Source organism: Paraburkholderia phymatum STM815, assembly GCF_000020045.1.
Lineage (GTDB): Bacteria > Pseudomonadota > Gammaproteobacteria > Burkholderiales > Burkholderiaceae > Paraburkholderia > Paraburkholderia phymatum.
This window is the reverse complement of record NC_010623.1, coordinates 2,653,754-2,675,988: the sequence shown is the minus strand read 5'-3', so window position 1 is coordinate 2,675,988 and position 22,235 is coordinate 2,653,754. Positions and strand designations below refer to the sequence as shown.

Sequence of the window (22,235 nt, the reverse complement as noted above, 5' to 3'; positions counted from 1 at the left end):
AAAAGCAGAAATACTGGGACTCCAGGTTCGGAAAAACCGAACCTCCTGAGTCAGACGCGCTCGGCCGCACTCAGCCATGCGCCATCGCGCCCAGCACCTTTTGCGTCAAAGGATGATGTCGTCCGCGCCGCGATACGATTGCGTGAATTTCCTCCTTCACGTCGGGCGAGCGGCCGAGCCAGCGCAAGCCGCGATGCATCGGATCGTTGCGCTCCGCGCCGAAGGCGGCGAGCGGAAACACGCCCATGCCGCGTGACGCGAACAGCGCCATCAACGCACTGTCTTCGAACTCACCTGCGATGCCCGGCCTGATGCCTTCCGCTTCGAGCCAGCGGTCGAGCCGCGAGCGCAGCGACGAGTGCCCCGTCGGCAGCAACACAGGCAACGACGTGAGGCTCTGCGGAAAATGGTCGATATGCGTCTTGCGGACAATGGAGGCGGGGCCATACCAGTCGATCGGCGAAGCGATCAGACGTTCGCTGGACAGACGCAGGTTCGAATTATGCGGCGCGGGCTGGCTGGACAACACGAGGTCCAGATGGTGATGCGCGAGTTCCGCCAGCAGATCTTCCGCTTCGCCTTCGTGGCAGAGCAGCCTTAACGAGGGCGTGCCGAGCACGTTCGCGAGAATCGCATGGACGGCCAGTTTCGAAATGCCGTCCGTCAACCCGACGGCAAAGCGCGCGACTTTGCCGCTCGCCGCCTCATGCACGTCATCGTGCAGCGCGCGCCCAAGCTGAAAAATCTCTTCCGCGCGCGCGTAGGCCGCCTGTCCCGCTTCCGTCATCGAGACTCCGCGTCCTGCCGGCTTCAGCAATTGATGCCCCAGCGATCTCTCCAGTTCGCGCACCTGCGCGCTGATGGTCTGAACCGCCATATCGAGCCGTTCGGCGGCGCGTGCAAAGCCGCCTTCTTTCACGACGACCCAGAAATAGTGCAAGTGCCGATAGTTGAGCATGTGAGGTCTCAGTTCGAAAAAACCGAATTGACTATCAGCTTATCACTGGTTTTTCAGAATTCTCTGCCGGGCGATCATGCGCTCTACCGGCTGTGACGCGCGAATCAGCCGTGTGTATTTCAACCGGACAACAACGAACAACGCACGCAAATGGATTCCTTATTGACACTCGTCGCCGATCCCGCTGCATGGGCCGCACTCGTGACACTCGTCGTGATGGAGGTCGTGCTCGGCATCGACAATCTGATCTTCATTTCCATTCTCAGCAATAAGCTGCCTGAGGCACAGCGCGCGCGGACCCAACGCATCGGCATCATGCTGGCGCTGGTGATGCGGCTCGGCTTGTTGAGCACGGTCGCGTGGATCGCGCGTTTGACCGAGCCCGTGTTGTCGGTGTTCGAACATGCGTTTTCGTGGCGCGACCTGATTCTGCTAGCCGGCGGCCTGTTCCTCGTGTGGAAGGCCACGCGCGAAATGCACCATCATGTGAGCCGCGATGCCGCGGAGGCGTCGAATCCCGCGCTGGGCGTCGGGGGCTTGACGGTGACGGCGGCCATCGGGCAGATCCTCCTGCTCGACCTCGTGTTTTCCGTCGACAGCATCATCACGGCCGTCGGCATGACGGATCACCTGCCCATCATGTTCATTGCGGTGATTGCGGCCGTCACGGCGATGCTCTTCGCGGCGCGTCCGTTGTCGAAGTTCATCGAACGCAATCCGACCATCGTCACGCTCGCGCTCAGCTTCCTGATGGTGATCGCGATGACGCTGATTGCCGAAGGTTTCGGCTCGCACGTACCGAAGGGCTATATCTACGCGGCGATGGCTTTTGCGGGCTTTGTCGAAGGCATGAACATGCTGGCGCGCCGCCGTAAGCTCCGGCGCGAGTTGAAACTGACGGGCGACGACGTGGACCATGCGGCTGGCGTGAGTTCCGCGAGATCCCGCACGGACGGTTCGGCTGTCTCCAGCTGAAGGAAGCGTTTCAGGTGGAGTTGTCGGGCGCCTGCGAAAGGCGCCCTGCATATGAGTAAAGAGGAGATGCAATGAAATGCCCCGTCTGCAAGACCCCCGATCTCCTGATGACCGAGCGTCAAGGCGTCGAGATCGACTACTGCCCGAACTGCCGTGGCGTGTGGCTCGACCGCGGCGAACTCGACAAGCTGCTCGAGCGTATGCAGGACGACGCGGCGCCCGCGCGCCATAGCCGCCAGCACGAGCACGGGCACGGGCACGGGCACGGGCACGACGCGAGGCGAGAACAGCCGTGGGGGCGCCGTCGGGACTCATACGACGACGATCGCCGCAAGCACGACGATCCGCGGCGCAGGAAGAAAACGCTGTTCGATATGTTCGCCTTCGACTGAGCCGCTATGCGCCATAAATGGGGCCGCTGGTTGGCCGTATAGTATTACTATAAATATCTAGGAGATGGACGGGACGGCGCATTGAAGTAGGCGCCCCATATGCGCCAGGCCACCAGATTAGTTTTCCTTATCTGCCTAAAACGTGGGAAAAGACGGCGTGCGAGCGGCGTTGTCATCCCATACAGAATGACGTTTTGTGCTCCGAACGTTGGGGAAAACGCTAATCGAAAGCGAGCGACGTCAAACATATAGTTTGGCTATAAGTAAAAGTCGGATGCGCGAAATGCAACCTCGGTGGAGTCGGGGGCGTGCGCCGCGCGCAGGGTGTCCGTCACGAGCGCACACCCGTACCGGAGTCTTTTCGGACGACGTTTTCCAGATCGATTGTCAGTTGCCTGTTTTGCAGCAAGAGTTGGCGCATGCGTTCGTCGTCGCGTCAGGGGCTGTTGTCGCGCACGCAGAAAGCAGTGCCTGGAAAAACAACCACATCGGAGACAACACATGAAAGTCGCCACGCGTCTGATCGCCGGCCTGCTCGTCGGAGCGGCGCTCACCGTCGCTGCCAGCGTCAACAGCTTTGCCGGGGACAAGCAGATCACCTTGGGCTTTTCGCAGGTCGGTGCAGAAAGCGCATGGCGCACTGCGAATACCGTATCGGTGAAAACCTCAGCAAAGGATGCCGGCATCAACCTGAAGTTCTCGGACGCGCAGCAGAAGCAGGAAAACCAGATCAAGGCAATCCGCTCGTTCATCGCGCAGAAGGTGGACGTGATCGCGTTCTCGCCCGTCGTCGAGTCCGGCTGGGAACCCGTGCTGACGGAGGCGAAGAACGCGAAGATCCCCGTCATTCTCACCGACCGTTCCATCGACGTGAAAGATACCTCGCTGTACGTGACGATGATCGGCTCGGACTTCCTCGAAGAAGGCCGCCGCGCAGGACGCTGGCTCGAAGAGCGCTACAAGAACGAAGCGGGCCCGATCAACATCGCCGAGCTGCAGGGCACGGTCGGTTCGGCGCCTGCCAACGACCGTCATGCGGGCCTGATGGAAGTGATCAAGAACGATCCGAAGTTCAAGATCATCGCGTCGCAAAGCGGCGACTTCACGCTCGCGGGAGGCAAGCAGGTGATGGAGGCGTTCGCGAAGACCTACGGCAAGCAGATCAACGTCGTCTACGCGCATAACGACGACATGGCGCTCGGCGCGATCCAGGCGATGGAAGAAGCGGGCATCAAGCCCGGCAAGGACGTGAGCGTCGTGTCGTTCGACGCGACCAAGGGCGGCTTCGAAGCGATGATCGCCGGCAAGATCAACGTCGATGTCGAGTGCAGCCCGCTGCTCGGGCCGCAACTGATGACGGCCGTCAAGGACGTGGTCGCGGGCAAGCAGCTGCCCAAGCGCATCGTGACCAACGAGACCGTGTTCCCGATGAGCGTCGCCGCGCAGATTCTGCCGCAGCGCAAGTACTGATGGGCGGATAGCCGCACGAGTCGTCCGGCGCGCCTGGCAGACGGCGCGCGCCGGATTTCCATGAAGTCATCGCGTCACGCCGCTTGTGTCATGCATATGGCCGCACAACCATTACTCGAAACCCTCGGTATCAGCAAGACCTTTCCGGGCGTGAAGGCGCTGTCGGGCGTCGACTTCCGTCTTTTTCCCGGCGAAATCCATTCGTTGATGGGCCAGAACGGCGCGGGCAAATCGACGCTCATCAACGTACTCACAGGTGTGCACGAGCAGGACGCGGGCGAGATCCGTCTCGCGGGCGAGCCCGTGCGCTTCGCGACGCCGCTCGAAGCGGAAGCGGCGGGCATCCAGACGCTGTACCAGGAAATCAACCTGTGCCCGAATCTCTCCGTCGCCGAGAACATCTTTGCGGGCCGCCAGCCGAAGCGGCGCGGCGCGATCGACTGGAAAGCGATCCACGCGCGCTCGGAAGCGGCGCTGGCGGAACTGAACGTGTCGCTCGACGTCACCAAGTCGCTCGACGCGTACCCGATCGCCGTGCAGCAGATGGTGGCGATTGCGCGTGCGATGTCGGTGAAAGCGCGCGTGCTGATTCTCGACGAGCCGACGTCGAGCCTGGACGACGGCGAAGTCGCGCGGCTCTTCGACGTGCTGCGCAATCTCAGGCAGACAGGCATCGCGATTCTGTTTGTCACGCACTTTCTCGAGCAGACGTATGCGATCTCCGACCGCATCACGGTCATGCGCAATGGCGTGCGCGAGGGCGAATATCTCGCGCATGATCTGCCCGTCGAAGCGCTCGTTGCGAAGATGGTCGGCCATAACCGGATGTCGGAGCGCCTCAAAGGCGGTGCGCCCGACACACCGCAGCAGCGCGCGGGCGCCGCGCCGTTCCTGTCGATGCAAGGCGTTGCGCGCCGCGGCGTGATGAATCCCATCGACCTCGACGTGCAGCCCGGCCAGATACTCGGCCTCGCGGGCCTGCTCGGCTCGGGCCGCACGGAGACGGCCCGGCTGCTGTTCGGCGTCGACAGGGCGGATGCGGGCACGATCAGCGTCGACGGCAAGAACACGAAGCTCAGTTCGCCGCACGACGCGGTTCGGCACGGCATCGGCTATTGCCCGGAAGACCGCAAGAAGGAGGGCATCGTCGCCGCGCTGTCGATCCGCGAGAACATCATCCTCGCGCTGCAGGCGCGGCGCGGCTGGCTGCGCGCGATCAGCCGAAAAAAGCAGCGCGAGATCGCCGATACCTATATCGAACGCCTCGGCATCAAGGCGCAGGACGCCGAGCAGCCCATCGGCCTGCTGTCGGGCGGCAACCAGCAAAAAGTCGTGCTGGCGCGCTGGCTCGCCACCGAGCCGAAGATGCTGATACTCGACGAGCCAACGCGCGGCATCGACGTCGCGGCGAAGTTCGAAATCATGGACCGCGTACTCGCGTTGTGCACGAAGGGCCTCGCGATCCTGTTCATTTCGTCGGAAGTCAGCGAGGTCGTGCGCGTGAGCCATCGCATCGCGGTGCTGCGCGATCGGCGCAAGGTTGCGGACGTGACGGGCAGCGCGGTTTCGGAAGATCAGGTCTACCGGTTGATCGCGGGAGCGAATGAATGAAGCAGATTCAGGCGGTATTCAGGCATCAGCTGGTGTGGCCCGTGCTGACGCTCGTCGCGCTGTTCGCGATCGATGTCGCGCATCGCGCAAACTTTCTGTCGATCACGCTGCTCGACGGACATCTGTTCGGCGCGCCCATCGACATTCTCAATCGCGCTGCGCCGCTCGTGATCGTGTCGCTTGGGATGACGCTCGTGATCGCGACGCGCGGCATCGACATTTCCGTCGGCGCGATCGTCGCGATTGCGGGTGCGGCGGCCGCCGTCGTGCTCGCGGACGATCCGACGCGCATCGGCACGGCGCTCGGCGCGGCGCTGGTGGTCGGCGTGCTGGCGGGTATCTGGAACGGCATGCTGGTCGCGTTCGTCGGCATGCAGCCGATCATCGCGACGCTGATCCTGATGGTCGCGGGACGCGGCGTCGCGCAGCTGCTGACGGGCGGGCAGATCATTCCCATCGGCGCACCCGGTTATCTCGTGTTCGGCGGCGGCTATCTGGCCACCGTGCCGTGCTCCGTGTGGATCGCGCTCGGCGTGACGCTCGCGACGGCGCTGCTCGTCGATCGCACGGCGTTGGGCCTGTTCATCCGCGCGATCGGCGTCAATCCGGCGGCGACGCGGCTGGTCGGCTTGCGCTCGAGTGCGATCGTGTTCGGCGTCTATCTGTTCTCGGGCTTGACGGCCGCGATCGCGGGCATCCTTGCAAGTTCCAACGTGCGCAGCGCCGACGGCAATAACGCGGGCCTGCTGCTCGAGCTCGATGCGATTCTCGCCGTGACGCTCGGCGGCACGTCGCTGCTCGGCGGACGCTTCAGTCTTGCGGGCACCGTGCTCGGCGCGCTGATCATCCAGACGCTCACGTACACCACGTACTCGATCGGCGTGCCGCCTGAAGCGACGCTCGTCGTCAAGGCGATCGTCGTGCTGATTGTCAGTGTGATCCAGTCGAGCGTCGCGCGCGCACTGCTGCTGCGGCAACTGATGCGCGCGCTTGCATTTGCAAAGTCGAAACCGCTTACCGGGACTCCACAATGAATACCATGCTCGGCCGGCTGCTCGATCCGCGCACGCTTCCCATCGTCGTGACCGTCGTGCTGTTCGCGGTGCTGTTCGGCTTCGGCTCCGTGATGTATACGGGCTTCTTTTCGCTGCAGGTGCTGCTCGGCCTGCTCGTCGACAACGCGTTCCTGCTGATCGTCGCAATCGGCATGACGTTCGTGATCGTGTCGGGCGGCATCGATCTGTCCGTCGGCTCCGTCGTCGCACTGACGACGATACTCTGCGCGATCTGCGCCGAGCGTCTGCACTGGCCCGTGTGGGTGATCGCGCCGCTGGTGCTCGCGTTCGGCACGCTGTACGGTGCAGCGATGGGCGCACTCATCCATTTCTTCCGCCTGCAGCCGTTCATCGTCACGCTGGCGGGGATGTTTCTCGCGCGCGGCGCATGCTTCCTGATCACTACGCAGTCGATCACGATCAACGAATCGACTTTTCACGCGATGGCGGGCTTCAGCGTGCCGATCGGCGGCGGGTCGCTGACATCCGGTGCGCTGATTGCACTGCTGACACTGGCCGTGGCGATCTACGTCGCGCACTTCACGCGTTTCGGGCGCAACGTCTATGCGCTCGGCGGCAACGAGCGCTCCGCGCTGCTGATGGGGCTGCCCGTCGCGCGCACCCGGATCGGCGTGTATGCATTGAGCGGCTTTTGCTCGGCGCTGGGCGGCTTCGTGTTCACGCTGTACGTGCTGTCCGGCTACGGACTGCAGGCGCAGGGCATGGAACTCGATGCGATCGCGGCGACCGTGATCGGCGGCACGCTGCTGACGGGCGGCGTCGGGTATGTGATCGGCTCGGTGTTCGGCGTCGGCATTCTGGGCACGATCCAGACGCTGATCACGTTCGACGGCACGCTCAGTTCGTGGTGGACGCGTATCGTGATCGGTACGCTGTTGTGCGCATTCTGTCTGCTGCAACGGATCATCGAGCGGCATGCTGCGCGGCGCAAGTCGAACGGCACGGGGCTCGGCGCCAACGTGACGAAGCCGGCCGACAAGCCCGCGCCTGCGCACAGCACGAGCACCATCGATCTCGCGAAGATGAGCCCGACGACGTTGAAGCAGTCGTGAATGCGTCAGTCGGCCCGCGGCAGCGCTGCATCGTCGGGCTGCATGGCGTATGAAGCTGGCGACACGCCGACGATCCGCTTGAACGCGCAGTTGAACGCAGCGTGGGAGTGGTAAACGAGCCGCGTCGCGCGTTCGGCCCGCGACGCGTTCGTATCCTGCACTTGCGTGAGCGCCGCCTGCAATTTCCAGCACATGGCATAACGCCTCGCCGTTTCGCTTCCCTCATTCGGCTCTTGCGCCTGCGCTGCGATGCACCGCAACGTGCGAGCTTCGCGATTACGCTCGCGCGACGGACGCGACGGGCGTCTGGACGCCAGCCGTGGAAGATAGCGCCCCCAGCTTCTGATTGAGCCAGTACGCGTACGACACCTCGATATTCTCCTGAAGTGCGATGAGGTTCGTGGTCTGGTCGATGAACAGTTGCCCGATCTGCGCGATCAGGTTGAACTCCTGCTCGACCAGTTTCGTCACCGTGTTCGCACCGCGGATTTCCGCACGCTCGCGATTCCACGCGGCCCAGCCTTGCATCCACGACTGCTGCTGCAAGGTCAGACGCTCGACGATGGCCTGCTGCATCTGTGCCAGCTCGCGCCACGTCTCCGGGTTAATGCCGAACGCGAACAGCCGCGCGGTATCGATGCCGTTGGTGGCCGAACGCGCAGCCCAGCCGCCGAGCAGCACGGGCATCTTCAGCGTGTCCTGGACCGCGGCGGCGCGGGCGGAAGACGCGGTTTTCTGCACGGCAGCGGCAGCCGTCACGGCGCCCATTGTGGCTGCTGTTGCGCGCGAGGCAGCCGTCTGCTCCGCCAGCGCGGACGTAAGGGTCATTTCGTTCATGGAAGGCTCGTAAGGTAAGAGGGAGGTCAGCCGCCAAGCCGGCTCAGCATGCCGTACAGGGCCTTGATCTGAATCGCGTCGCGCGAGTAGTAGTCGGGCTGCTCGGGGTCGTCGCTCGTGTAGCCCCACCAGTCCCAGCAGCCGTCCGGATTTTGCAGGCCGCCGCCGTCCGCACCCGTCGCCTGCGGATACAGCACGATGATGTCGTTGCTGTCGGCGAGCTGGTTGTAGCCCGTCGTCGTGATGTAGCGGTTGCCGTAGGGCGCCTGATTCGCGCTATCGGCGCGACCATACACGTAGTTCACGTAGCTGTAGCCCTGCTTGCAGCCGTGCAGCACCACATGCACACGGGCGGATGCACCTTCTTCGACGGAACGCGGCACGTACGCGTAGCCGAACTCACCCATGCTGGCACGCGCTTCATGGCCGAAAAACTCCGTCTGGTCGAAGCGCAGCAAGCGGCCCGACGTCTGCTGCGCAGCGGGCTTCAGATCGGAGTAGATGTGCTGCAGGATCCGGTGCGACTGCATGAAGCCGCCCTGGTTGATATACGGCGGCTGGTTGGTGGCGAGCAGCGAATCTTCGGGGTTGTCCGTGAGGATCGAGTGGCCGGCAGGCACCGTGTCGTCGAACAGGATGTCGCCGGACGCGACGCCGAGCAGTTCGTAGAAGCGCTGCGTGCACTTCACGACTTCCGAATACACGACGGTATCGCGCGAGCCGGTGAACAGATACACGCGATCGCCCGCGAGATTCGACAGCGGATCGATCGCGCCCGCCTGCGCGGTGTCGTGCGCGAGTTGTGCGAGGCGCGGCGCGCTCGGTCCCGTCTGTGGCGTCAGCGGGCTCATGCAAATGTATTCGGCGCTTTGCACATAAGCATCGGCTGCCAGCGGCGCCGCGCCGCGAAACGATTCGGAACAGCGAAACGGTCCGCCCGCAATGACGCCGACGCCCGCAAAGCTGGCCGAATGCGCGAGGTGCAGCTGCACCGTCATAAACGCGCCCGACGATAAACCGGAAACGGAACTCTCGCCTTTCCTGACGTTGTAATCGCGCAGTTGAACGATTTCGTTCGCCATTGCATGTCCCCCGTACGAGTAGTGCAGCCGCGCGATGACGTTCATCGTGGCCGCTCGGATGTTTGACACGTGAAGTCGTTTGTCCAGCCGCCTTTTGCGGCGCCTCATATGCGAAGCTCTATTGGTATAGGCGAGCTTGCGCAGTGCAGCAAGCGCTTTATTGTGCGGATTGACATGCGCGGTCCGCGTTCATCTGCTGGGTCGGCAATGCGATGCCGCGTGCATGGCGCGTGCATTGTCTTCACGCGCCATGCATCCCGTTGCAACGCGCATACGGGCCATCGGCTACGGGGCGGTCACGCTGTGGCAACCGGCCTCTACAGTGCGCCCTTGAACTGCGGATGCAACTGCCTACGGATTTCCTGGACCACGGCCGGGGGTAGCGGAATGTAGTCGAGGTCCTGCGCGGCGCGGTGGCCGTTCAGGAAAGCCCGTTCGAAACAGCCGAATGCTTCCTTGCCGCGATCAGGTGAGTTCTGCGTGACGCGTATCGGCACGAGCACCGCGCCCATGACGGGCCACGCGCCTCATCGGAGGAGAGTACGGATGACAGATCACGCGACGGAATTTTCATGCTGTATGCTGATTCGAAAACGAGCGTCGCGGCGGCATCCTTAAAAGGAGAATTCGACAATGAACTTCTTGCGCAGGCTGTTCCAACGCGATGAGCCGACCGCGCCTTCGATGGATGCAGCACGTATCGATGAAGCCATCGAGCGCATACTCGCGATCCATCCGCGCATCGGTGTGGCGAGCCGCTACCGGCAGCGGCTGAAGCAGCCGATATGCACCGCGCTCCAATATACGGACGAACTGATGGCGTCGCTGCCCGCCACGCTCGATGCGAATGCCGACGCGTGGGCCGGGAACCCGAGCCTGCGAGCGTTCTTTGCGACGCCGGAGGACATCGCCGATACGTTCGGCCGCTCTGAAGAGGTGCGCGCCTTCTTCGATCAGAATCCGGGCGCCGTCGATCTGCATGGCACACTGGGGATGGCGTTGACCGAGCGTCATGTACTGGGCGTTGCGCTCGACGGCGACACGCTGCATCATGATGTCGCTCAAACCACGCTGAGTTTCAGCGATCACCGCGTCAGGATCTGTGGACTCACGGAACAGGCATTGCGCAAGGAGATCGAACGCAGGCTGGTCGATCAGCTCGCGCTCGAAGGACTTTCGATGCTGGCCGCCACGCGCGCCGCACGGCTCGCGCGCGGGCGCGAGCTGATGCAGGAGCGGGTGGCGTTGCTGCATCGGCGGGGCACGGGTATCTCAGCTTTCGCGGGCGGCGGAGCGACAGTCGAAGCCGACGAACTCATGCACGTGCAGACACAGATCGCACAGAATGCCGAAAGCCTTGCCGCGCTCAGAGCACCGACGGATGTCGTCGAACATGAACTCGAGGGCATTTGCGAAGTGTTCGCCAAGCCAGCCGATTACGTCTATATCCGGAACCGGCACATTCGCATCGATATGATGAACGTGGTACAGGAAGGCAACACAAAAGTCGGCAACGAAATCGAGTTCCACTTCGTGCGCATACCGGGCGTCACCCCGCAGATGCGCGCGTTCGCCTTGGTCCGATTTCGCCGCTCCGATCTGCCGCCAGGGGGATTGCATATCGACGCCGCGATGCGCGCTCTATAAGATCGAGACACGATGTGGCGCGCGCCGGCGAAGCGGAGGTTACAGATGACCAGGTCCGATCTGATCGTGTTGTCCGTGGCGGCAAGCCTCATTGTTTAGCTCGCGCCGGACCGGCAGGCCGTCGCCCAACCGTCCGCCATGAAACCGATGCAGGATGCGCAGCGAAAAGCCGAACAAAAGGCGCGCGAGGCGCAAAAAAAGGACCAAGCACAGGCCGCATCGCAAGACAGGACGCGAAAGCCAGCTAGTGCGAAACCCGCTTCCTCGCCGTGATGGATGGGCGCGGCATATCGTGTTTCCGTTGTTTCATTTTTCCGATCCATCACCGCCGGCATTGCGTATTTCGCAGTGGTGCGACGTGTTGATGCAAATACGCCAACACACGTGGAAAGTCACATAGACTGTTTGCGTAGGCTCGCTGCTTTTCGTGCGAACGACAACCATGCGTGTGCCGATAACGAGGCGACCATGAAACGCATTCCTGCCGGCTGCGCCATTGGGTTTCTCCTGCGTCGTCGTGGCGCAGAACTGCGAAGAGATCAAGCGCAACTGCCCGGCAGGCTACGCGCGCAATGTTCAGGTGTGTGGGCCGTCGGGTGACAGGCAGGCTGGGATCTGCCGCGCCGAAGCGCACAACAAGTCCATCGGATGCGTCAAGGCGGGCAGTTGCGAAGCGTGATATCAATGCATGTGGCTTCTTTGGCAGATCGAGCAGAATAGCAGCCACCGAAATCATCAATTGCGTTGCGCGCTCGCGCTCGGCGAGCGGACTTTCCTTGAGGAGAACGTCGTTATGGCTGAGCTTTGGGTAGGCAATATCGAAGACGACACGAGCGATGAGGAAATCAAATCCTTTCTCTGTCGCTACGGGTTTCCGCCGTTCGATTCCATTCAGCGCGTCGAAGGCACGGGCGAGCGTCCCGCCGTCGTGCTCGGATTCAACGACGTCGGCGCGCACGTTCTGCAGAATCTGCAGCCGCGCGTCCACAACATGTTCTGGAAGAACCGCACGCTGACGGTTCAGGTCGTGCCCGAGCGCGACGAGTCTTGATGCTTATGCCGTCCATGCACCGCATGGACCTTGAGCCGCACTGATACGGCGCTTACGGGAGACGAGCGATGGCTGAAGTGAGGACTGAAAAGAACCGGGCCAACGGCAAGCATCACGCTGGTGTGCACGAAGGCGCAACGGAGTCGGGGCGTTTGAGCAGCAAGCAGTATGAAAAAGAACTCCGGTTGCTGCATATCGAACTGGTGAAGCTCCAGGAATGGGTCGTGCAAACGGGCGCGAAGGTCTGCGTCCTGTTCGAGGGACGCGACACCGCAGGCAAAGGCGGCACGATCAAGGCGATCACGGAGCGCGTCAGTCCGCGCGTGTTTCGCGTCATCGCGTTGCCGGCCCCCACCGATCGCGAGAAGACGCAGATGTACATCCAGCGCTATTTGCCGCATTTGCCCGCAGCCGGCGAGATCGTGCTGTTCGACCGAAGCTGGTACAACCGTGCGGGCGTCGAGCGGGTGATGGGCTTTTGCACGGAAGAGCAGGTAGAGAACTTCTTCAAGGCCGTGCCGCTGATCGAAAACGCGATCATCCAGTCTGGCATCATTCTTCTGAAGTACTGGCTCGAGGTCAGCGAAGAAGAGCAGACGCGCCGGCTCGAAGCGCGCATCACCGACGAGCGCAAGGTCTGGAAGCTGACGCCGATGGATCTGCGTTCGTACAGCCGCTGGTACGACTACTCGCGTGCGCGGGACGAGATGTTCGCGGCCACCGACACCGATCGGGCGCCGTGGTTCGTGGTGCGATCGGACGACAAGAAGCGCGGGCGGCTGAACCTGATCACGCATCTGCTCGACAGCATCCCGTACAAGTCGATGCCGCGTCCGAAGATCAAGCTGCCCAAGCGGCAAAAGGCGGACGGCTACCGTCAGCCCGACCGTCCGGCGAGGTACGTGCCCGAGAAGTTCTGAAGGCTGACGGGCTGTGCTTTACGACGCAGCCTGCCGGATCGCCGCGGCGATGTCGCGGCTCACGGTTGCAAGCGCGCGGCTATGCGCGGCGACGAGCGCGTCATAGCCCGCTCCCGCGACGGGCTCACGCACCGTCGAGCGGCCCGTGAGCAGCGTCGTGCGTCCCGCTGCGTGTACGGTCCATCGCGCGTCGATGGCGACGGCCTCGCCGGGCATCGAATCGAACTGGACAAGATCGATGCGCACGCGCCAGGACTCCGTGCCTGCGACGGTCTGCGATGATACCGACACGCGCTCGGAACCAAGCAGCCGCGCCAGGTCGCCGGCAATCGCGGCGGCAACGCCGCTTTTCAGCGGTTCGCCCCAACGCGCGAATTCTTCGAGCGCCACTTCATTGCCCGACACACGCGTGACGAGCTGCGGACGGTCGACGAGTTCGGGTATCGTCACGGGCCCCACGACCACGGTGCCCTGCAGTGGATGGCTGCTCCGTTCAAGCGAAGGATCGGCGCTCAGCGTATAGAAGCTGGACGGCGGAGTTTTGCAGCCGTTCAGCAGCGCCACGGTTGCGCACAGCGAAAAGAGCGCGGCAGCGTGACAACCCGTTCGCGTCAACGGCTTCATTTCGCATCCTCCGTTTTGCCTCGCAGCAGCGCTTCCGGATGGCGCTGAAGATAGTCGGAGAGCGCACGGAACGACGCAGCCGTACGGGCGAGTTCGCGGACCGCGTCGCTCGTATCCTGTTGCAGCGCCGAATCGGGCTGAAGGGCGGTGTTTGCGGAATCGAGCGTCGCCTGGGCGGCGGTTAGCGCGTTCTTCGCCTGCGGCACGACCTGCGTGTTGAGGTTGCGCATCAGCAAACTGGTGTTGGCAAGCGTCTGCTGAGCGTTCTTGCCGATCTGTTCGAGCGGCAAGCTGTCGACACGCGCGATGATCCGGTTCAGCGACTCCTGCAGCGACTGCAGGCCGCTTGGCGTGGTCGGCAACTCGGGCGGCGTGCGGCTCCAGTCGACATGCGCTTTCGGCGCATCGGGGAAGAAGTCGAGCGCGATGTACAGTTGACCCGTGAGCAGACTGCCCGTTTTGAGTTGCCCCCGCAGACCGCGTTCGACGAGGAAATCGGCGAGTGTGCGCGGATTCTCGCCCACGCGTCCGCCTTTCGGCTCTGTCGCATAGCGCGACGTGAAGCGTTCGGGGTACAGCTTGACCTCGACGGGAATGCTGATCTGCTTCGTGACGGGATCGACGCGCGTGTAGATTGCCGAGACTTCACCGACTGTGATGCCGCGGAAATCGACGGGCGCGCCTACGACGAGGCCGCGCACGGAACCACGAAAATCGAAAGCAAACATTTCGACGATACTCTCATGCTGTTTCAACGCATCGCTGCGTGTGGCGAACAGCGGGAAGGTCGCTTTGGGCTCGACCTCGGGTAGTGTGAGCGAATTCGCGGGCGTCTCGAACGCGAGCCCGCCGACCAGTATCGACACCACCGACTGCGTGTTGATCTGCACGCCGTCGGTGCCGAGCGTGAGGTCGATGCCGCCTGCCTGCCAGAAGCGCGAATCGCGATTCACGTAGCGGTCGTACGGCGCATTGATAAACACATGCAGTGTGACGCCGCCGCCGTCCTTGTCGAGATCGAACGAGGTCACCTGGCCCACCTGCAGGCGCCGGAAATACACAGGCGTGCCGACATCGACGGAGCCGAGGTCGGTGGCCTTCAGCACGAACTCGCGGCCCGGCACATCGCTCGCGAACACAGGCGGCACTTCGAGTCCGGTGTAATCGCGCCGCGCCTGTTTCGTCTTGCCGATGTCCATGCCGATGAAGGCGCCCGATAGCAGCGTGCTGATGCCCGACACCGTGCCCCCTGCGATGCGCGGTCTGACGACCCAGAAGCGGGTGTCGTCGACCAGCATGTCGGTGGCATCGCGCGTGAGTTCCGCTGTCGCGACGACGCGCTTGTAGTCGTCCGACAGCGTGACTTTCTTCACGACGCCGATATCGACGTCCTTGAACTTGATCTTCGTCTTGCCCGCTTCGAGTCCTTCGCCGGTCTTGAAGCTGATCGTAATGGTCGGACCTTGCGAGAGCACGGCCTGCAAGGCGAGCCAGGCACCGACCAGCACGGCGACGACAGGCACGATCCAGATCCACTGGATACGCCAGCGCTTGTGCGGCACGGCGACGGCCTCGGGTAGCTCGGGCGGGCGGCTCATTCGATTTGCCTCATGCTCCGGACACGTCGCCGTGCGGCTGACGACGTGGCGTGCGTGGATGGGAGAGGGCGCTCATTTCACTTCCTCCACCGTGCCGTTCGTGCCGTTGACCGGCTGTGCCGCGTCGCCCGCGTGCGCGGCCTGCTGGGTGGTCATGCCCTCAGCCGTGACCACCCAGCCGCCGCCCATCGCCTTGTACAGGCTCACGTACGACACCAGCACGCCCGCCTGCGTCTGCGTCTCGCTCAGCTGCGCATTGAACAGGCTGCGTTCGGCATCGAGCACTTCGATATAGCTCGTATAGCCGCCTTCGTACCGCAGCCTCGCCAGATGCGCATACGTCGCCAGCGCCTGCACCTGCCGCCCCTGCACCTCGAACTGCTCGCGCAGCTTCTGCGACGAGATCAGCGCATCGTCGACCTCCTGGAACGCCACCTGGATCGCCTTGCGGTACGTGTACAGCGCCTGCTGCTGCACGGCCTCGGCCTGCTTCACCTGGCCGGCGATCGCGCCGCCCTCGAAGATCGGCTGCGTCACGGAGCCGGCAAACGACCACACGCGCGCCGGCCCCGTAAAGAGCCTCGAGAACTGGCCGCTCTGCGTGCCGAGCAGCCCCGTGATCGAGATCTGCGGGAAATACAGTGCTTTCGCCGCGCCGATCTGCGCATTGGCCGCGACCAGATCCTGCTCGGCCTGACGCAGATCGGGCCGGCGTTCGAGCAGGTTCGACGGCAGTCCGGCGGGCACCGCGGGTGCCGCCAGTTCGCCCAGCGCGCGGCCGCGCAGGATATCGCCCGGATTGCGCCCGAGCAGCACCGACAGCGCATCTTCCTGCTGCGCGATCTGCGACTCGATCTGCGGGATGCGCGCGCGCGAGTCCTCGTATTCGGACTGGCTCTGCGCGAGTTCCATCTGCGAGACCTCGCCGCCCTGGAAGCGCAGCTCGAACACGTGCACGGATTCGGCGCGGCTCGCCGTGGTCGCCTTCGCGATCTCCAGCTGCCGGTCGAGGCTGCGCAGGTTGATGTACGACGATGCCACCGACGACACCAGCGTGAGGATCGTGCCGCGCCGCGCTTCTTCCGTCGACAGCAGGCTTGCGCGCGCCGCTTCCGTCAGGCGCCGGTTGTGGCCGAACAGATCGATCTCCCACGACGCCGACAGCGCCAGCTGATACGAGTTGAACACCGGGTTCTGCACGCCCGTGAACAGCGGCGACGAGGTCGAGACGCGCTCGCGCGCCGCATCCAGCCCCGCGCTGACCTGCGGGAACAGCGCCGCGCGCGTGGTGACGAACTGGCCGAGGAACTGGTCGACGCGTGCGGCGGCGATCTTCACATCGTTGTTGTTCGCCAGCGCCGCGGTGATCAGGTCGTTGAGCACCGGGTCGTCGAACTGCTTCCACCATTCGGTGTTCGCGACATCCGATGCGTAGTTCTCGGGAAAGCGGTACGTCGCGGGCACCTCCACCTGCGGGCGCGAGTAGTCGGGGCCGAGCAGGCAGCCGCTGAGCGTCAGTGCACAGAACGCGCACAGGGGACCGAGGACCAGGGCGCGGCGCATGTCACTCACCTTCACGCGAGGCGGACGGACGGGTGCTCGGGCCGCCGCCCACGGCCGGGCCGCCGGCCGACGGCGGCACCCTGTCCGGCTCGCCCGCTATCGCCCCCGGCCCCGGCGAGGAAGGCGGCACGTTCCCTGCCTTCTTGTCCTTCTTCTTGCCGCTTTTCTCCGACATCGTCTCCAGCACATAGAAGAACATCGGAATGAAGAACACGGCGATGGCCGTCGCCCCCAGCATCCCGCCGATCACGCCCGTGCCGATCGAATGCCGGCTGTTGGCCGACGCGCCCGTCGCGATCGCCAGCGGCACGCAGCCCAGAATGAACGCCAGCGACGTCATCACGATCGGCCGCAGCCGCTCCTCGGCCGCCGTCATCGTCGCGTCGAACACCGACTTGCCCGACTCCCGGTTGAGCACCGCGAATTCGAAGATGAGAATGGCGTTCTTCGCCGCGAGCGCGACCAGCATCGTCAGACCGATCTGGAAGTACACGTCGTTGTTCAGCCCGCGCAGCAGGATCGCGAGCAGCGCCCCGAACAGCGCGAACGGCACCGCCATCAGCACGCCGAACGGCAGGCTCCACTTCTCGTACTGCGCGGCCAGGATGAGGAACACCATGATCAGCCCGAACACGAACACGAGCCCCGAGGTGCCGCCCGACTGCTTCGCCTCGAACGCCTCGCCGCTCCACGCGACGCCGTAGTCCGAGGGCATCGACGCGGCCAGCTCCTCGAGCGCGCTGATCACCTGGCCCGACGCGTAGCCGGGCGCCGCGTTGGCCGTGATCTTCACGGCCGGGAAGTTGTTGAAGCGCGTGATCAGGTCCGGCCCCGTCACATAGCGCGAGGTCACCACCGACTTGAGCGGCACCATGCTGCCGTCCTTGCTGCGCACGAAGATCTGCTCGAGATCGTCGGGCTTGAGGCGGTACGACGGCTCGGCCTGCAGGATCACCTGCCACAGACGGCTCGAGCGGTTGAACTGCGACACATAGAGCGAGCCGAACATCGTCTGCATCGCGCTGTAGACGTCCTCGACGGGCACACCGAGCGTCTCGGCCTTGTCGCGGTCCACGTCGACCAGCAGCTGCTGCGAGTCCGCGTTGAAGGTGTTGGTCACGCCCGTGAGTTCCGGGCGCTGCTTCGCACGCGCGACGAAGTCGTTCACGACGGCGGCGAACTGCGCGATGGTCGCATCGCCCTTGCTCTGGATCCACATCTCGGTGCCGCCCGTGGTGCCGAGGCCCGGAATGGACGGCGGATTGAGCGGCACGACGATGCCCTCGCGGATCTGCGACAGCGTCCGGTACGCATCGACCAGCACCGCGCGCGCATTCTGCGTGCGGATGTTGGCCGACCTGTAGCGCTCCTCGAAACTCCTGAAGCCGACGAAGAAGGTCGACGAATTGTTCTTGTTCTGGCTGTCGAGAATGCTGAAGCCGTCGACCGTCGTGATGCTGCCCACGGCCGGCTGCTTCATGAAGTATTCGGAGATGCGGTCCGACACCTTGCCCGTGCGGTCGAGCGAGGCGGCATCGGGCATGATCACGGCGCCCAGCAGATAGCCCTGATCCTCGGGCGGCAGGAAGGCCGTCGGAATGTCGCGCATCATCAGCACGGCGAGCCCGATCATGCCGACGAACAGCAGCAGCGCGATCACGAAGCGCCGGATCACGAGCCGCACCGCGCGCGTGTAGCCCGCCGTCATGCGCGCGAACTGGTTGTCGAACCAGCGGAAGAAGCCCTTCTTCTCGTGATGCCCGGGCTTGAGCAGCAGCGCCGCGAGCGCGGGCGAGAGCGTGAGCGCGACGACGCCCGAGATCACCACCGAGATCGCGATCGTGATCGCGAACTGCTTGTACATCTGCCCGGTGATGCCGCCCAGAAACGCCACGGGCACGAACACCGCGCACAGCACCAGCACGATCGCGACGACCGGGCCGGCGACCTCGTCCATCGCCTGCTTGGCGGCTGTCTTCGGATCGAGCTTGTGCACGGTCATGTTGCGCTCGACGTTCTCGATCACGACGATCGCATCGTCGACCACGATGCCGATCGCGAGCACCATGCCGAACAGCGTGAGCATGTTGATCGAGAACCCGAGCGCCTCCATGCCCATGAAGGTGCCGACGATCGACACGGGCACCGCGAGCACCGGGATCAGCGTCGCGCGCAGGCTCTGCAGGAACACGAACACGACGATCACCACCAGCACGACGGCCTCGAAGAACGTGTGCACGACGTCCGAGATCGAGGCGCGCGTGAACTCGGTGGTGTCCATCGCGATCTCGTAGTCGATCCCTTCGGGGAAGGACTTCTTCATCTCGGCGAGCGTGGCGCGCACCTGCTTGGACACGTCGAGCGCGTTGGCGCCCGGCTGCTGGTAGACGGCGATCACGGTGGCGGGCTTGCCCTGGAAGCGGCTGCGGATCGAATAATCCTTCTGGCCCAGTTCGGCGCGGCCGATGTCCTTCAGGCGCACGATCGCCGCGCCGCCGCTCTGCGCGCGGATGATGATGTTCTCGAACTGCGTGGGCTCGGTCAGGCGCCCCGTCGTGGTGACGGCGAACGACTGCTCGACGGGGTTGCCCGTTGGCGACTGTCCGAGCCGCCCGACGGCGAACTGCTGGTTCTGGTTGGCGACCGCGCGCTGCACGTCGGCGGCCGTGATGCCGAGCTGCGCCATGCGGTCAGGGCGCAGCCAGATGCGCATCGCGTAGTCGGGCGTGCCGAAGATGCTCGACTGGTTCGCGCCGGGGATGCGCTTCAATGCATCGAGCACGTAGACGTTCGCGTAGTTCGCGATGTAGGTGGCGTCGTAGCGCTCGGTGGGCGAGTAGATCGCGATCACCATCATGAACGCCTGCGACTTCTTCTGCACCTGCACGCCCTGGTTCGTGACCGACTGCGGCAGTTGCGGCAGCGCGAGGTTCACGCGGTTTTGCACGTCGACCTGCGCGAGCTCGGGGTTGGTGCCGATCTGGAAGTACGCGTTGATGGTCAGGTTGCCGGTGGAGGAGCTCGACGAGCTCATGTAGATCATGTTGTCGGCGCCGTTGACCTGCTGCTCGATGGGGGCCGCGACGTTGTTGGCGACCACGTCGGCGCTCGCGCCCGGGTAGGTCGCGGAGATCGTGATCTGCGGCGGGGTGATGTCGGGGTACTGCGCGGTGGGCAGCGCGAGCATGGTCAGCGCGCCGCCGAGCGTGATGACGATCGAGATGACCGAGGCGAAGATCGGGCGGTCGATGCAGAAGTGGGAGATGTTCATCGGATCGGGGGGGCCGGATGGCGTCGGGTCATCGGGGCTTCACATCGGCTCAGGGGCTGGCCGGACGCGCCTGCGTCCCGGCCACGGTCGCCGCGGGCACGGACGCCGCCGCCGCGGGCGCCGACGCAGGGGCCGCGGGCGTGCCGGGCGCGCCCGAGCCCGGCGGCGCGCTCACCACCTTGATCTGCGCATCCGACGACACGCGGATCGCGCCGTCGACCACCACGCGCTCGCCCGGCTTCAGGCCTTCGTTGACGAACCAGTCGTCGCCGTGCCAGTCGCCGACATCGACCACACGCTGATGCGGCTTCGCGTCCTGGTCGAGCACCCACACGAAGTGGCTCTTCGCGCCCTGCAGCACCGCGCGCTGCGGCACGAGGATCGCGTTGGGGCGCACCGCGCCCGACACTTTCGCGCGCACGAACTGGCCCGGGCGCAGCGTGCCGTCCGGATTGGCGAAGGTCGCGCGCACGAGGAAGGTGCCCGTCTGCTGGCTGAACGCGGGGTTCGTGAAATCGATACGGCCTTTTTGCGGATAGACCGAGCCGTCGGCCTGGATCACGGTCACGTCGAACCGGTTGTCGGCGGGAAAGCGCAGCAGGCCCTTGGCGATCTGCTCGCGGTAGCGCAGCAGTTCGTTCTCGGAGATGCTGAAGTTCACCCACATCGGATCGAGCTGGTAGACGTACGTCAGCAGGCCCGATTGCGTCGGCGTGACGTAGCTGCCGTCCTGCACGCGCGCGAAGCTCGACAGCCCCTTGAGCGGCGAGCGGATCGTGCAGTAGCTCAGGTTCAGTTCGGCCGTGCGCACCTCGCCCTGCGCGGCGATCACGGCGGCTTCGGCTTCCTTCTCGTTGCCGGTGGCGTCGTCCAGGTCCTTCTTGCTCAGCGCGTTCTGCGCGGCGAGCGGCACGACGCGCGCGAGGTTCTGTCTGGTGACGAGCAGGCGCGCCTGCTGCTGCGCGAGCACGCCCCTGGCCGATTGCAGCGCGGCTTCGAAGGGCTTGCGGTCTATCACGAACAGCACCTGGCCTTCCTTGACCAGCGCGCCTTCGTCGTACAGACGCCGCTCGAGAAAGCCGTCGACGCGCGCGCGGATTTCGACTTCGCGCGAACTCTGCGTCTGCGCGGTGAACTCGAAGTCGACGGGCGTTTCCTTCTGCGCAACCGTCACCACCGTCACTTCGACAGTCGGGCGCGGGGGTTCGGTGGGCGCTTTTTTACAGGCGGTCAGGGACAAGGCGGACACCAATGCCGCCGCGAGCGCAAAGCGTGATGCCAGCGGCCGTTTTTGGGCCGGCCCGTCTTGGGCCGGCCCGTCTTCTCCAACCGATCCACCGAAGCCTGCGCCGAAATCAGATGCGCGATTCGACTGCCAAGACGCCATGAGCGCCTCCCCATTGAAGCGATCGCCTGCGGTGCATCGCGTGCCGCCTGAGCGCACACACGAGCCGCGATGTCTGCGCCACGCACCGAGTATCCGGCCATCACGGCCGCGCGCACCATTGGACCTTGGTCCAATAGGAAACGCCGGGTTCGTGCATTACGCTAATCAGAACGCTGGACGCCTAATGCGACACATACGCTCTGAATGAAAACGGCATCGTCGAACGGTTTGCTGAAATACGCCTGTGCGCCCGCCGCCATGACTGTCTCGCGCGTCTCATCGTCGTCGTAGGCGGTGATGAAAATGGCGGGCAGCATGCGTCCGCGGAGTCTGCGCTGCACTTCGACGCCATCGGTTCCGGGCATCTGGACGTCCAGGATCACGCAGCCGGGAGCGTAGTGAGGCGTTGCGCCGATGGCGTACAGGAACTCGTCGCCGCTCGCAAAGATATCCGCCGTAATGCCGACGGAACGCAGCAGCCGCTGGATTGCCCGACAGACCGACGTGTCGTCGTCGACTACGGCAACAAAGCATGTGTGCGCTTCCATCGATATCTTCCGGCAACCCTTCATTCACCCGATCGAAGCACGGCAGCGAAATACTGCAAATCATCTGGCGCCGCTCGATGTACACGTTTCATAGCAAAGCAGACCCTAGAATATGAAATCGTTTGCGCGCGCGGTATTGGACCTTGGTCCCATATGTGCGGACGAGAGGCGAG

General features: G+C 64.1%; 20 protein-coding genes. 9 read left to right on the top strand and 11 right to left on the bottom strand.

What is annotated here, in order from left to right; genetic code table 11:
- Positions 1-70: 70 nt before the first annotated feature.
- Positions 71-958, bottom strand: a complete 888-nt coding sequence (locus BPHY_RS27620) for a LysR family transcriptional regulator (protein ID WP_012404760.1) — start codon at positions 956-958, stop codon at positions 71-73.
- A 150-nt stretch (positions 959-1,108) separates the two neighbouring features.
- On the opposite strand from BPHY_RS27620, the gene BPHY_RS27615 reads away from it, so the two are divergent.
- From BPHY_RS27615 to yjfF, 6 genes are all read left to right on the top strand, one after another.
- Positions 1,109-1,933, top strand: coding sequence for a TerC family protein (locus BPHY_RS27615; protein WP_012404759.1), 825 nt, complete (start codon positions 1,109-1,111; stop codon positions 1,931-1,933).
- A gap of 71 nt (positions 1,934-2,004) precedes the next feature.
- The gene (locus tag BPHY_RS27610) at positions 2,005-2,325 is read left to right on the top strand and encodes a TFIIB-type zinc ribbon-containing protein (protein ID WP_012404758.1); all 321 of its coding nucleotides are present in this window, start codon (positions 2,005-2,007) and stop codon (positions 2,323-2,325) included.
- Positions 2,326-2,826: 501 nt separating this feature from the next.
- Positions 2,827-3,795, top strand: a complete 969-nt coding sequence (locus BPHY_RS27605; protein WP_012404757.1) for an ABC transporter substrate-binding protein — start codon at positions 2,827-2,829, stop codon at positions 3,793-3,795.
- Between the two features lie 96 nt (positions 3,796-3,891).
- Positions 3,892-5,406 (top strand): sugar ABC transporter ATP-binding protein, encoded by a 1,515-nt coding sequence (locus tag BPHY_RS27600; RefSeq protein WP_041764864.1) that lies wholly within the window; start codon positions 3,892-3,894, stop codon positions 5,404-5,406.
- Positions 5,403-6,440: an ABC transporter permease gene (locus tag BPHY_RS27595; protein WP_012404755.1), complete on the top strand. Its 1,038-nt coding sequence runs from the start codon at positions 5,403-5,405 to the stop codon at positions 6,438-6,440. The genes BPHY_RS27600 and BPHY_RS27595 overlap by 4 nt, the downstream gene beginning before the upstream one ends.
- On the top strand, positions 6,437-7,534 hold the full coding sequence (gene yjfF, locus BPHY_RS27590) for a galactofuranose ABC transporter, permease protein YjfF (protein ID WP_012404754.1): 1,098 nt from the start codon (positions 6,437-6,439) through the stop codon (positions 7,532-7,534). The genes BPHY_RS27595 and yjfF overlap by 4 nt, the downstream gene beginning before the upstream one ends.
- A 5-nt stretch (positions 7,535-7,539) precedes the next feature.
- Here the strand turns inward: yjfF and BPHY_RS27585 are convergent, their stop codons facing one another.
- From BPHY_RS27585 to BPHY_RS27570, 4 genes are all read right to left on the bottom strand, one after another.
- Positions 7,540-7,728, bottom strand: a complete 189-nt coding sequence (locus BPHY_RS27585) for a helix-turn-helix transcriptional regulator (RefSeq protein ID WP_012404753.1) — start codon at positions 7,726-7,728, stop codon at positions 7,540-7,542.
- An 82-nt stretch (positions 7,729-7,810) separates the two neighbouring features.
- Positions 7,811-8,371 carry a hypothetical protein gene (locus BPHY_RS27580; protein ID WP_012404752.1) on the bottom strand — a complete coding sequence of 187 codons (561 nt, stop codon included), beginning with the start codon at positions 8,369-8,371 and terminating at the stop codon, positions 7,811-7,813.
- A gap of 26 nt (positions 8,372-8,397) precedes the next feature.
- Complete coding sequence (locus BPHY_RS27575; RefSeq protein WP_244257846.1) at positions 8,398-9,522, bottom strand: extracellular catalytic domain type 2 short-chain-length polyhydroxyalkanoate depolymerase; 1,125 nt, start codon at positions 9,520-9,522, stop codon at positions 8,398-8,400.
- Positions 9,523-9,770: 248 nt separating this feature from the next.
- Positions 9,771-9,965 carry a hypothetical protein gene (locus BPHY_RS27570; RefSeq protein WP_041764858.1) on the bottom strand — a complete coding sequence of 65 codons (195 nt, stop codon included), beginning with the start codon at positions 9,963-9,965 and terminating at the stop codon, positions 9,771-9,773.
- Between the two features lie 121 nt (positions 9,966-10,086).
- Here BPHY_RS27570 and BPHY_RS27565 point away from each other — a divergent pair, with 121 nt between their 5' ends.
- The 3 genes from BPHY_RS27565 (at position 10,087) to ppk2 (ending at position 13,071) form a co-directional block, all read left to right on the top strand.
- Positions 10,087-11,100, top strand: coding sequence for a hypothetical protein (locus BPHY_RS27565; RefSeq protein ID WP_012404750.1), 1,014 nt, complete (start codon positions 10,087-10,089; stop codon positions 11,098-11,100).
- A 793-nt stretch (positions 11,101-11,893) separates the two neighbouring features.
- Positions 11,894-12,151 carry an RNA-binding protein gene (locus BPHY_RS27555; RefSeq protein WP_012404749.1) on the top strand — a complete coding sequence of 86 codons (258 nt, stop codon included), beginning with the start codon at positions 11,894-11,896 and terminating at the stop codon, positions 12,149-12,151.
- 68 nt (positions 12,152-12,219) lie between these two features.
- Entirely contained in the window at positions 12,220-13,071 is an 852-nt protein-coding gene (gene ppk2 / locus BPHY_RS27550) for a polyphosphate kinase 2 (RefSeq protein ID WP_012404748.1), read from the top strand.
- 18 nt (positions 13,072-13,089) lie between these two features.
- Here ppk2 and BPHY_RS27545 read toward each other — a convergent pair whose 3' ends face one another.
- The 6 genes from BPHY_RS27545 to BPHY_RS27520 form a co-directional block, all read right to left on the bottom strand.
- Complete coding sequence (locus tag BPHY_RS27545) at positions 13,090-13,695, bottom strand: PqiC family protein (protein ID WP_012404747.1); 606 nt, start codon at positions 13,693-13,695, stop codon at positions 13,090-13,092.
- Positions 13,692-15,293: a PqiB family protein gene (locus BPHY_RS27540; protein WP_012404746.1), complete on the bottom strand. Its 1,602-nt coding sequence runs from the start codon at positions 15,291-15,293 to the stop codon at positions 13,692-13,694. Before BPHY_RS27540 ends, BPHY_RS27545 begins: the two co-directional genes overlap by 4 nt.
- A 72-nt stretch (positions 15,294-15,365) precedes the next feature.
- Positions 15,366-16,856 carry an efflux transporter outer membrane subunit gene (locus tag BPHY_RS27535; RefSeq protein ID WP_012400060.1) on the bottom strand — a complete coding sequence of 497 codons (1,491 nt, stop codon included), beginning with the start codon at positions 16,854-16,856 and terminating at the stop codon, positions 15,366-15,368.
- Between the two features lies 1 nt (position 16,857).
- Positions 16,858-20,127 carry an efflux RND transporter permease subunit gene (locus tag BPHY_RS27530; RefSeq protein WP_012404745.1) on the bottom strand — a complete coding sequence of 1,090 codons (3,270 nt, stop codon included), beginning with the start codon at positions 20,125-20,127 and terminating at the stop codon, positions 16,858-16,860.
- A 49-nt stretch (positions 20,128-20,176) separates the two neighbouring features.
- A complete protein-coding gene (locus BPHY_RS27525) occupies positions 20,177-21,514 on the bottom strand; it encodes an efflux RND transporter periplasmic adaptor subunit (RefSeq protein ID WP_012404744.1) in 1,338 nt (445 codons plus the stop codon).
- A gap of 161 nt (positions 21,515-21,675) precedes the next feature.
- Positions 21,676-22,062 (bottom strand): response regulator transcription factor, encoded by a 387-nt coding sequence (locus BPHY_RS27520; protein WP_041764853.1) that lies wholly within the window; start codon positions 22,060-22,062, stop codon positions 21,676-21,678.
- Between the last annotated feature and the right edge of the window lie 173 nt (positions 22,063-22,235).

Excerpts from the sequence above, each read along its gene's own strand:
- BPHY_RS27620 (WP_012404760.1), bottom strand. The coding sequence starts at position 958 with ATGCTCAACTATCGGCACTTGCACTATTTCTGGGTCGTCGTGAAAGAA.
- BPHY_RS27615 (WP_012404759.1), top strand. The coding sequence starts at position 1,109 with ATGGATTCCTTATTGACACTCGTCGCCGATCCCGCTGCATGGGCCGCA.
- BPHY_RS27610 (WP_012404758.1), top strand. The coding sequence starts at position 2,005 with ATGAAATGCCCCGTCTGCAAGACCCCCGATCTCCTGATGACCGAGCGT.
- BPHY_RS27605 (WP_012404757.1), top strand. The coding sequence starts at position 2,827 with ATGAAAGTCGCCACGCGTCTGATCGCCGGCCTGCTCGTCGGAGCGGCG.
- BPHY_RS27600 (WP_041764864.1), top strand. The coding sequence starts at position 3,892 with ATGGCCGCACAACCATTACTCGAAACCCTCGGTATCAGCAAGACCTTT.
- BPHY_RS27595 (WP_012404755.1), top strand. The coding sequence starts at position 5,403 with ATGAAGCAGATTCAGGCGGTATTCAGGCATCAGCTGGTGTGGCCCGTG.
- yjfF (WP_012404754.1), top strand. The coding sequence starts at position 6,437 with ATGAATACCATGCTCGGCCGGCTGCTCGATCCGCGCACGCTTCCCATC.
- BPHY_RS27585 (WP_012404753.1), bottom strand. The coding sequence starts at position 7,728 with ATGTGCTGGAAATTGCAGGCGGCGCTCACGCAAGTGCAGGATACGAAC.
- BPHY_RS27580 (WP_012404752.1), bottom strand. The coding sequence starts at position 8,371 with ATGAACGAAATGACCCTTACGTCCGCGCTGGCGGAGCAGACGGCTGCC.
- BPHY_RS27570 (WP_041764858.1), bottom strand. The coding sequence starts at position 9,965 with ATGGGCGCGGTGCTCGTGCCGATACGCGTCACGCAGAACTCACCTGAT.
- BPHY_RS27565 (WP_012404750.1), top strand. The coding sequence starts at position 10,087 with ATGAACTTCTTGCGCAGGCTGTTCCAACGCGATGAGCCGACCGCGCCT.
- BPHY_RS27555 (WP_012404749.1), top strand. The coding sequence starts at position 11,894 with ATGGCTGAGCTTTGGGTAGGCAATATCGAAGACGACACGAGCGATGAG.
- ppk2 (WP_012404748.1), top strand. The coding sequence starts at position 12,220 with ATGGCTGAAGTGAGGACTGAAAAGAACCGGGCCAACGGCAAGCATCAC.
- BPHY_RS27545 (WP_012404747.1), bottom strand. The coding sequence starts at position 13,695 with ATGAAGCCGTTGACGCGAACGGGTTGTCACGCTGCCGCGCTCTTTTCG.
- BPHY_RS27540 (WP_012404746.1), bottom strand. The coding sequence starts at position 15,293 with ATGAGCCGCCCGCCCGAGCTACCCGAGGCCGTCGCCGTGCCGCACAAG.
- BPHY_RS27535 (WP_012400060.1), bottom strand. The coding sequence starts at position 16,856 with ATGCGCCGCGCCCTGGTCCTCGGTCCCCTGTGCGCGTTCTGTGCACTG.
- BPHY_RS27530 (WP_012404745.1), bottom strand. The coding sequence starts at position 20,127 with ATGAACATCTCCCACTTCTGCATCGACCGCCCGATCTTCGCCTCGGTC.
- BPHY_RS27525 (WP_012404744.1), bottom strand. The coding sequence starts at position 21,514 with ATGGCGTCTTGGCAGTCGAATCGCGCATCTGATTTCGGCGCAGGCTTC.
- BPHY_RS27520 (WP_041764853.1), bottom strand. The coding sequence starts at position 22,062 with ATGGAAGCGCACACATGCTTTGTTGCCGTAGTCGACGACGACACGTCG.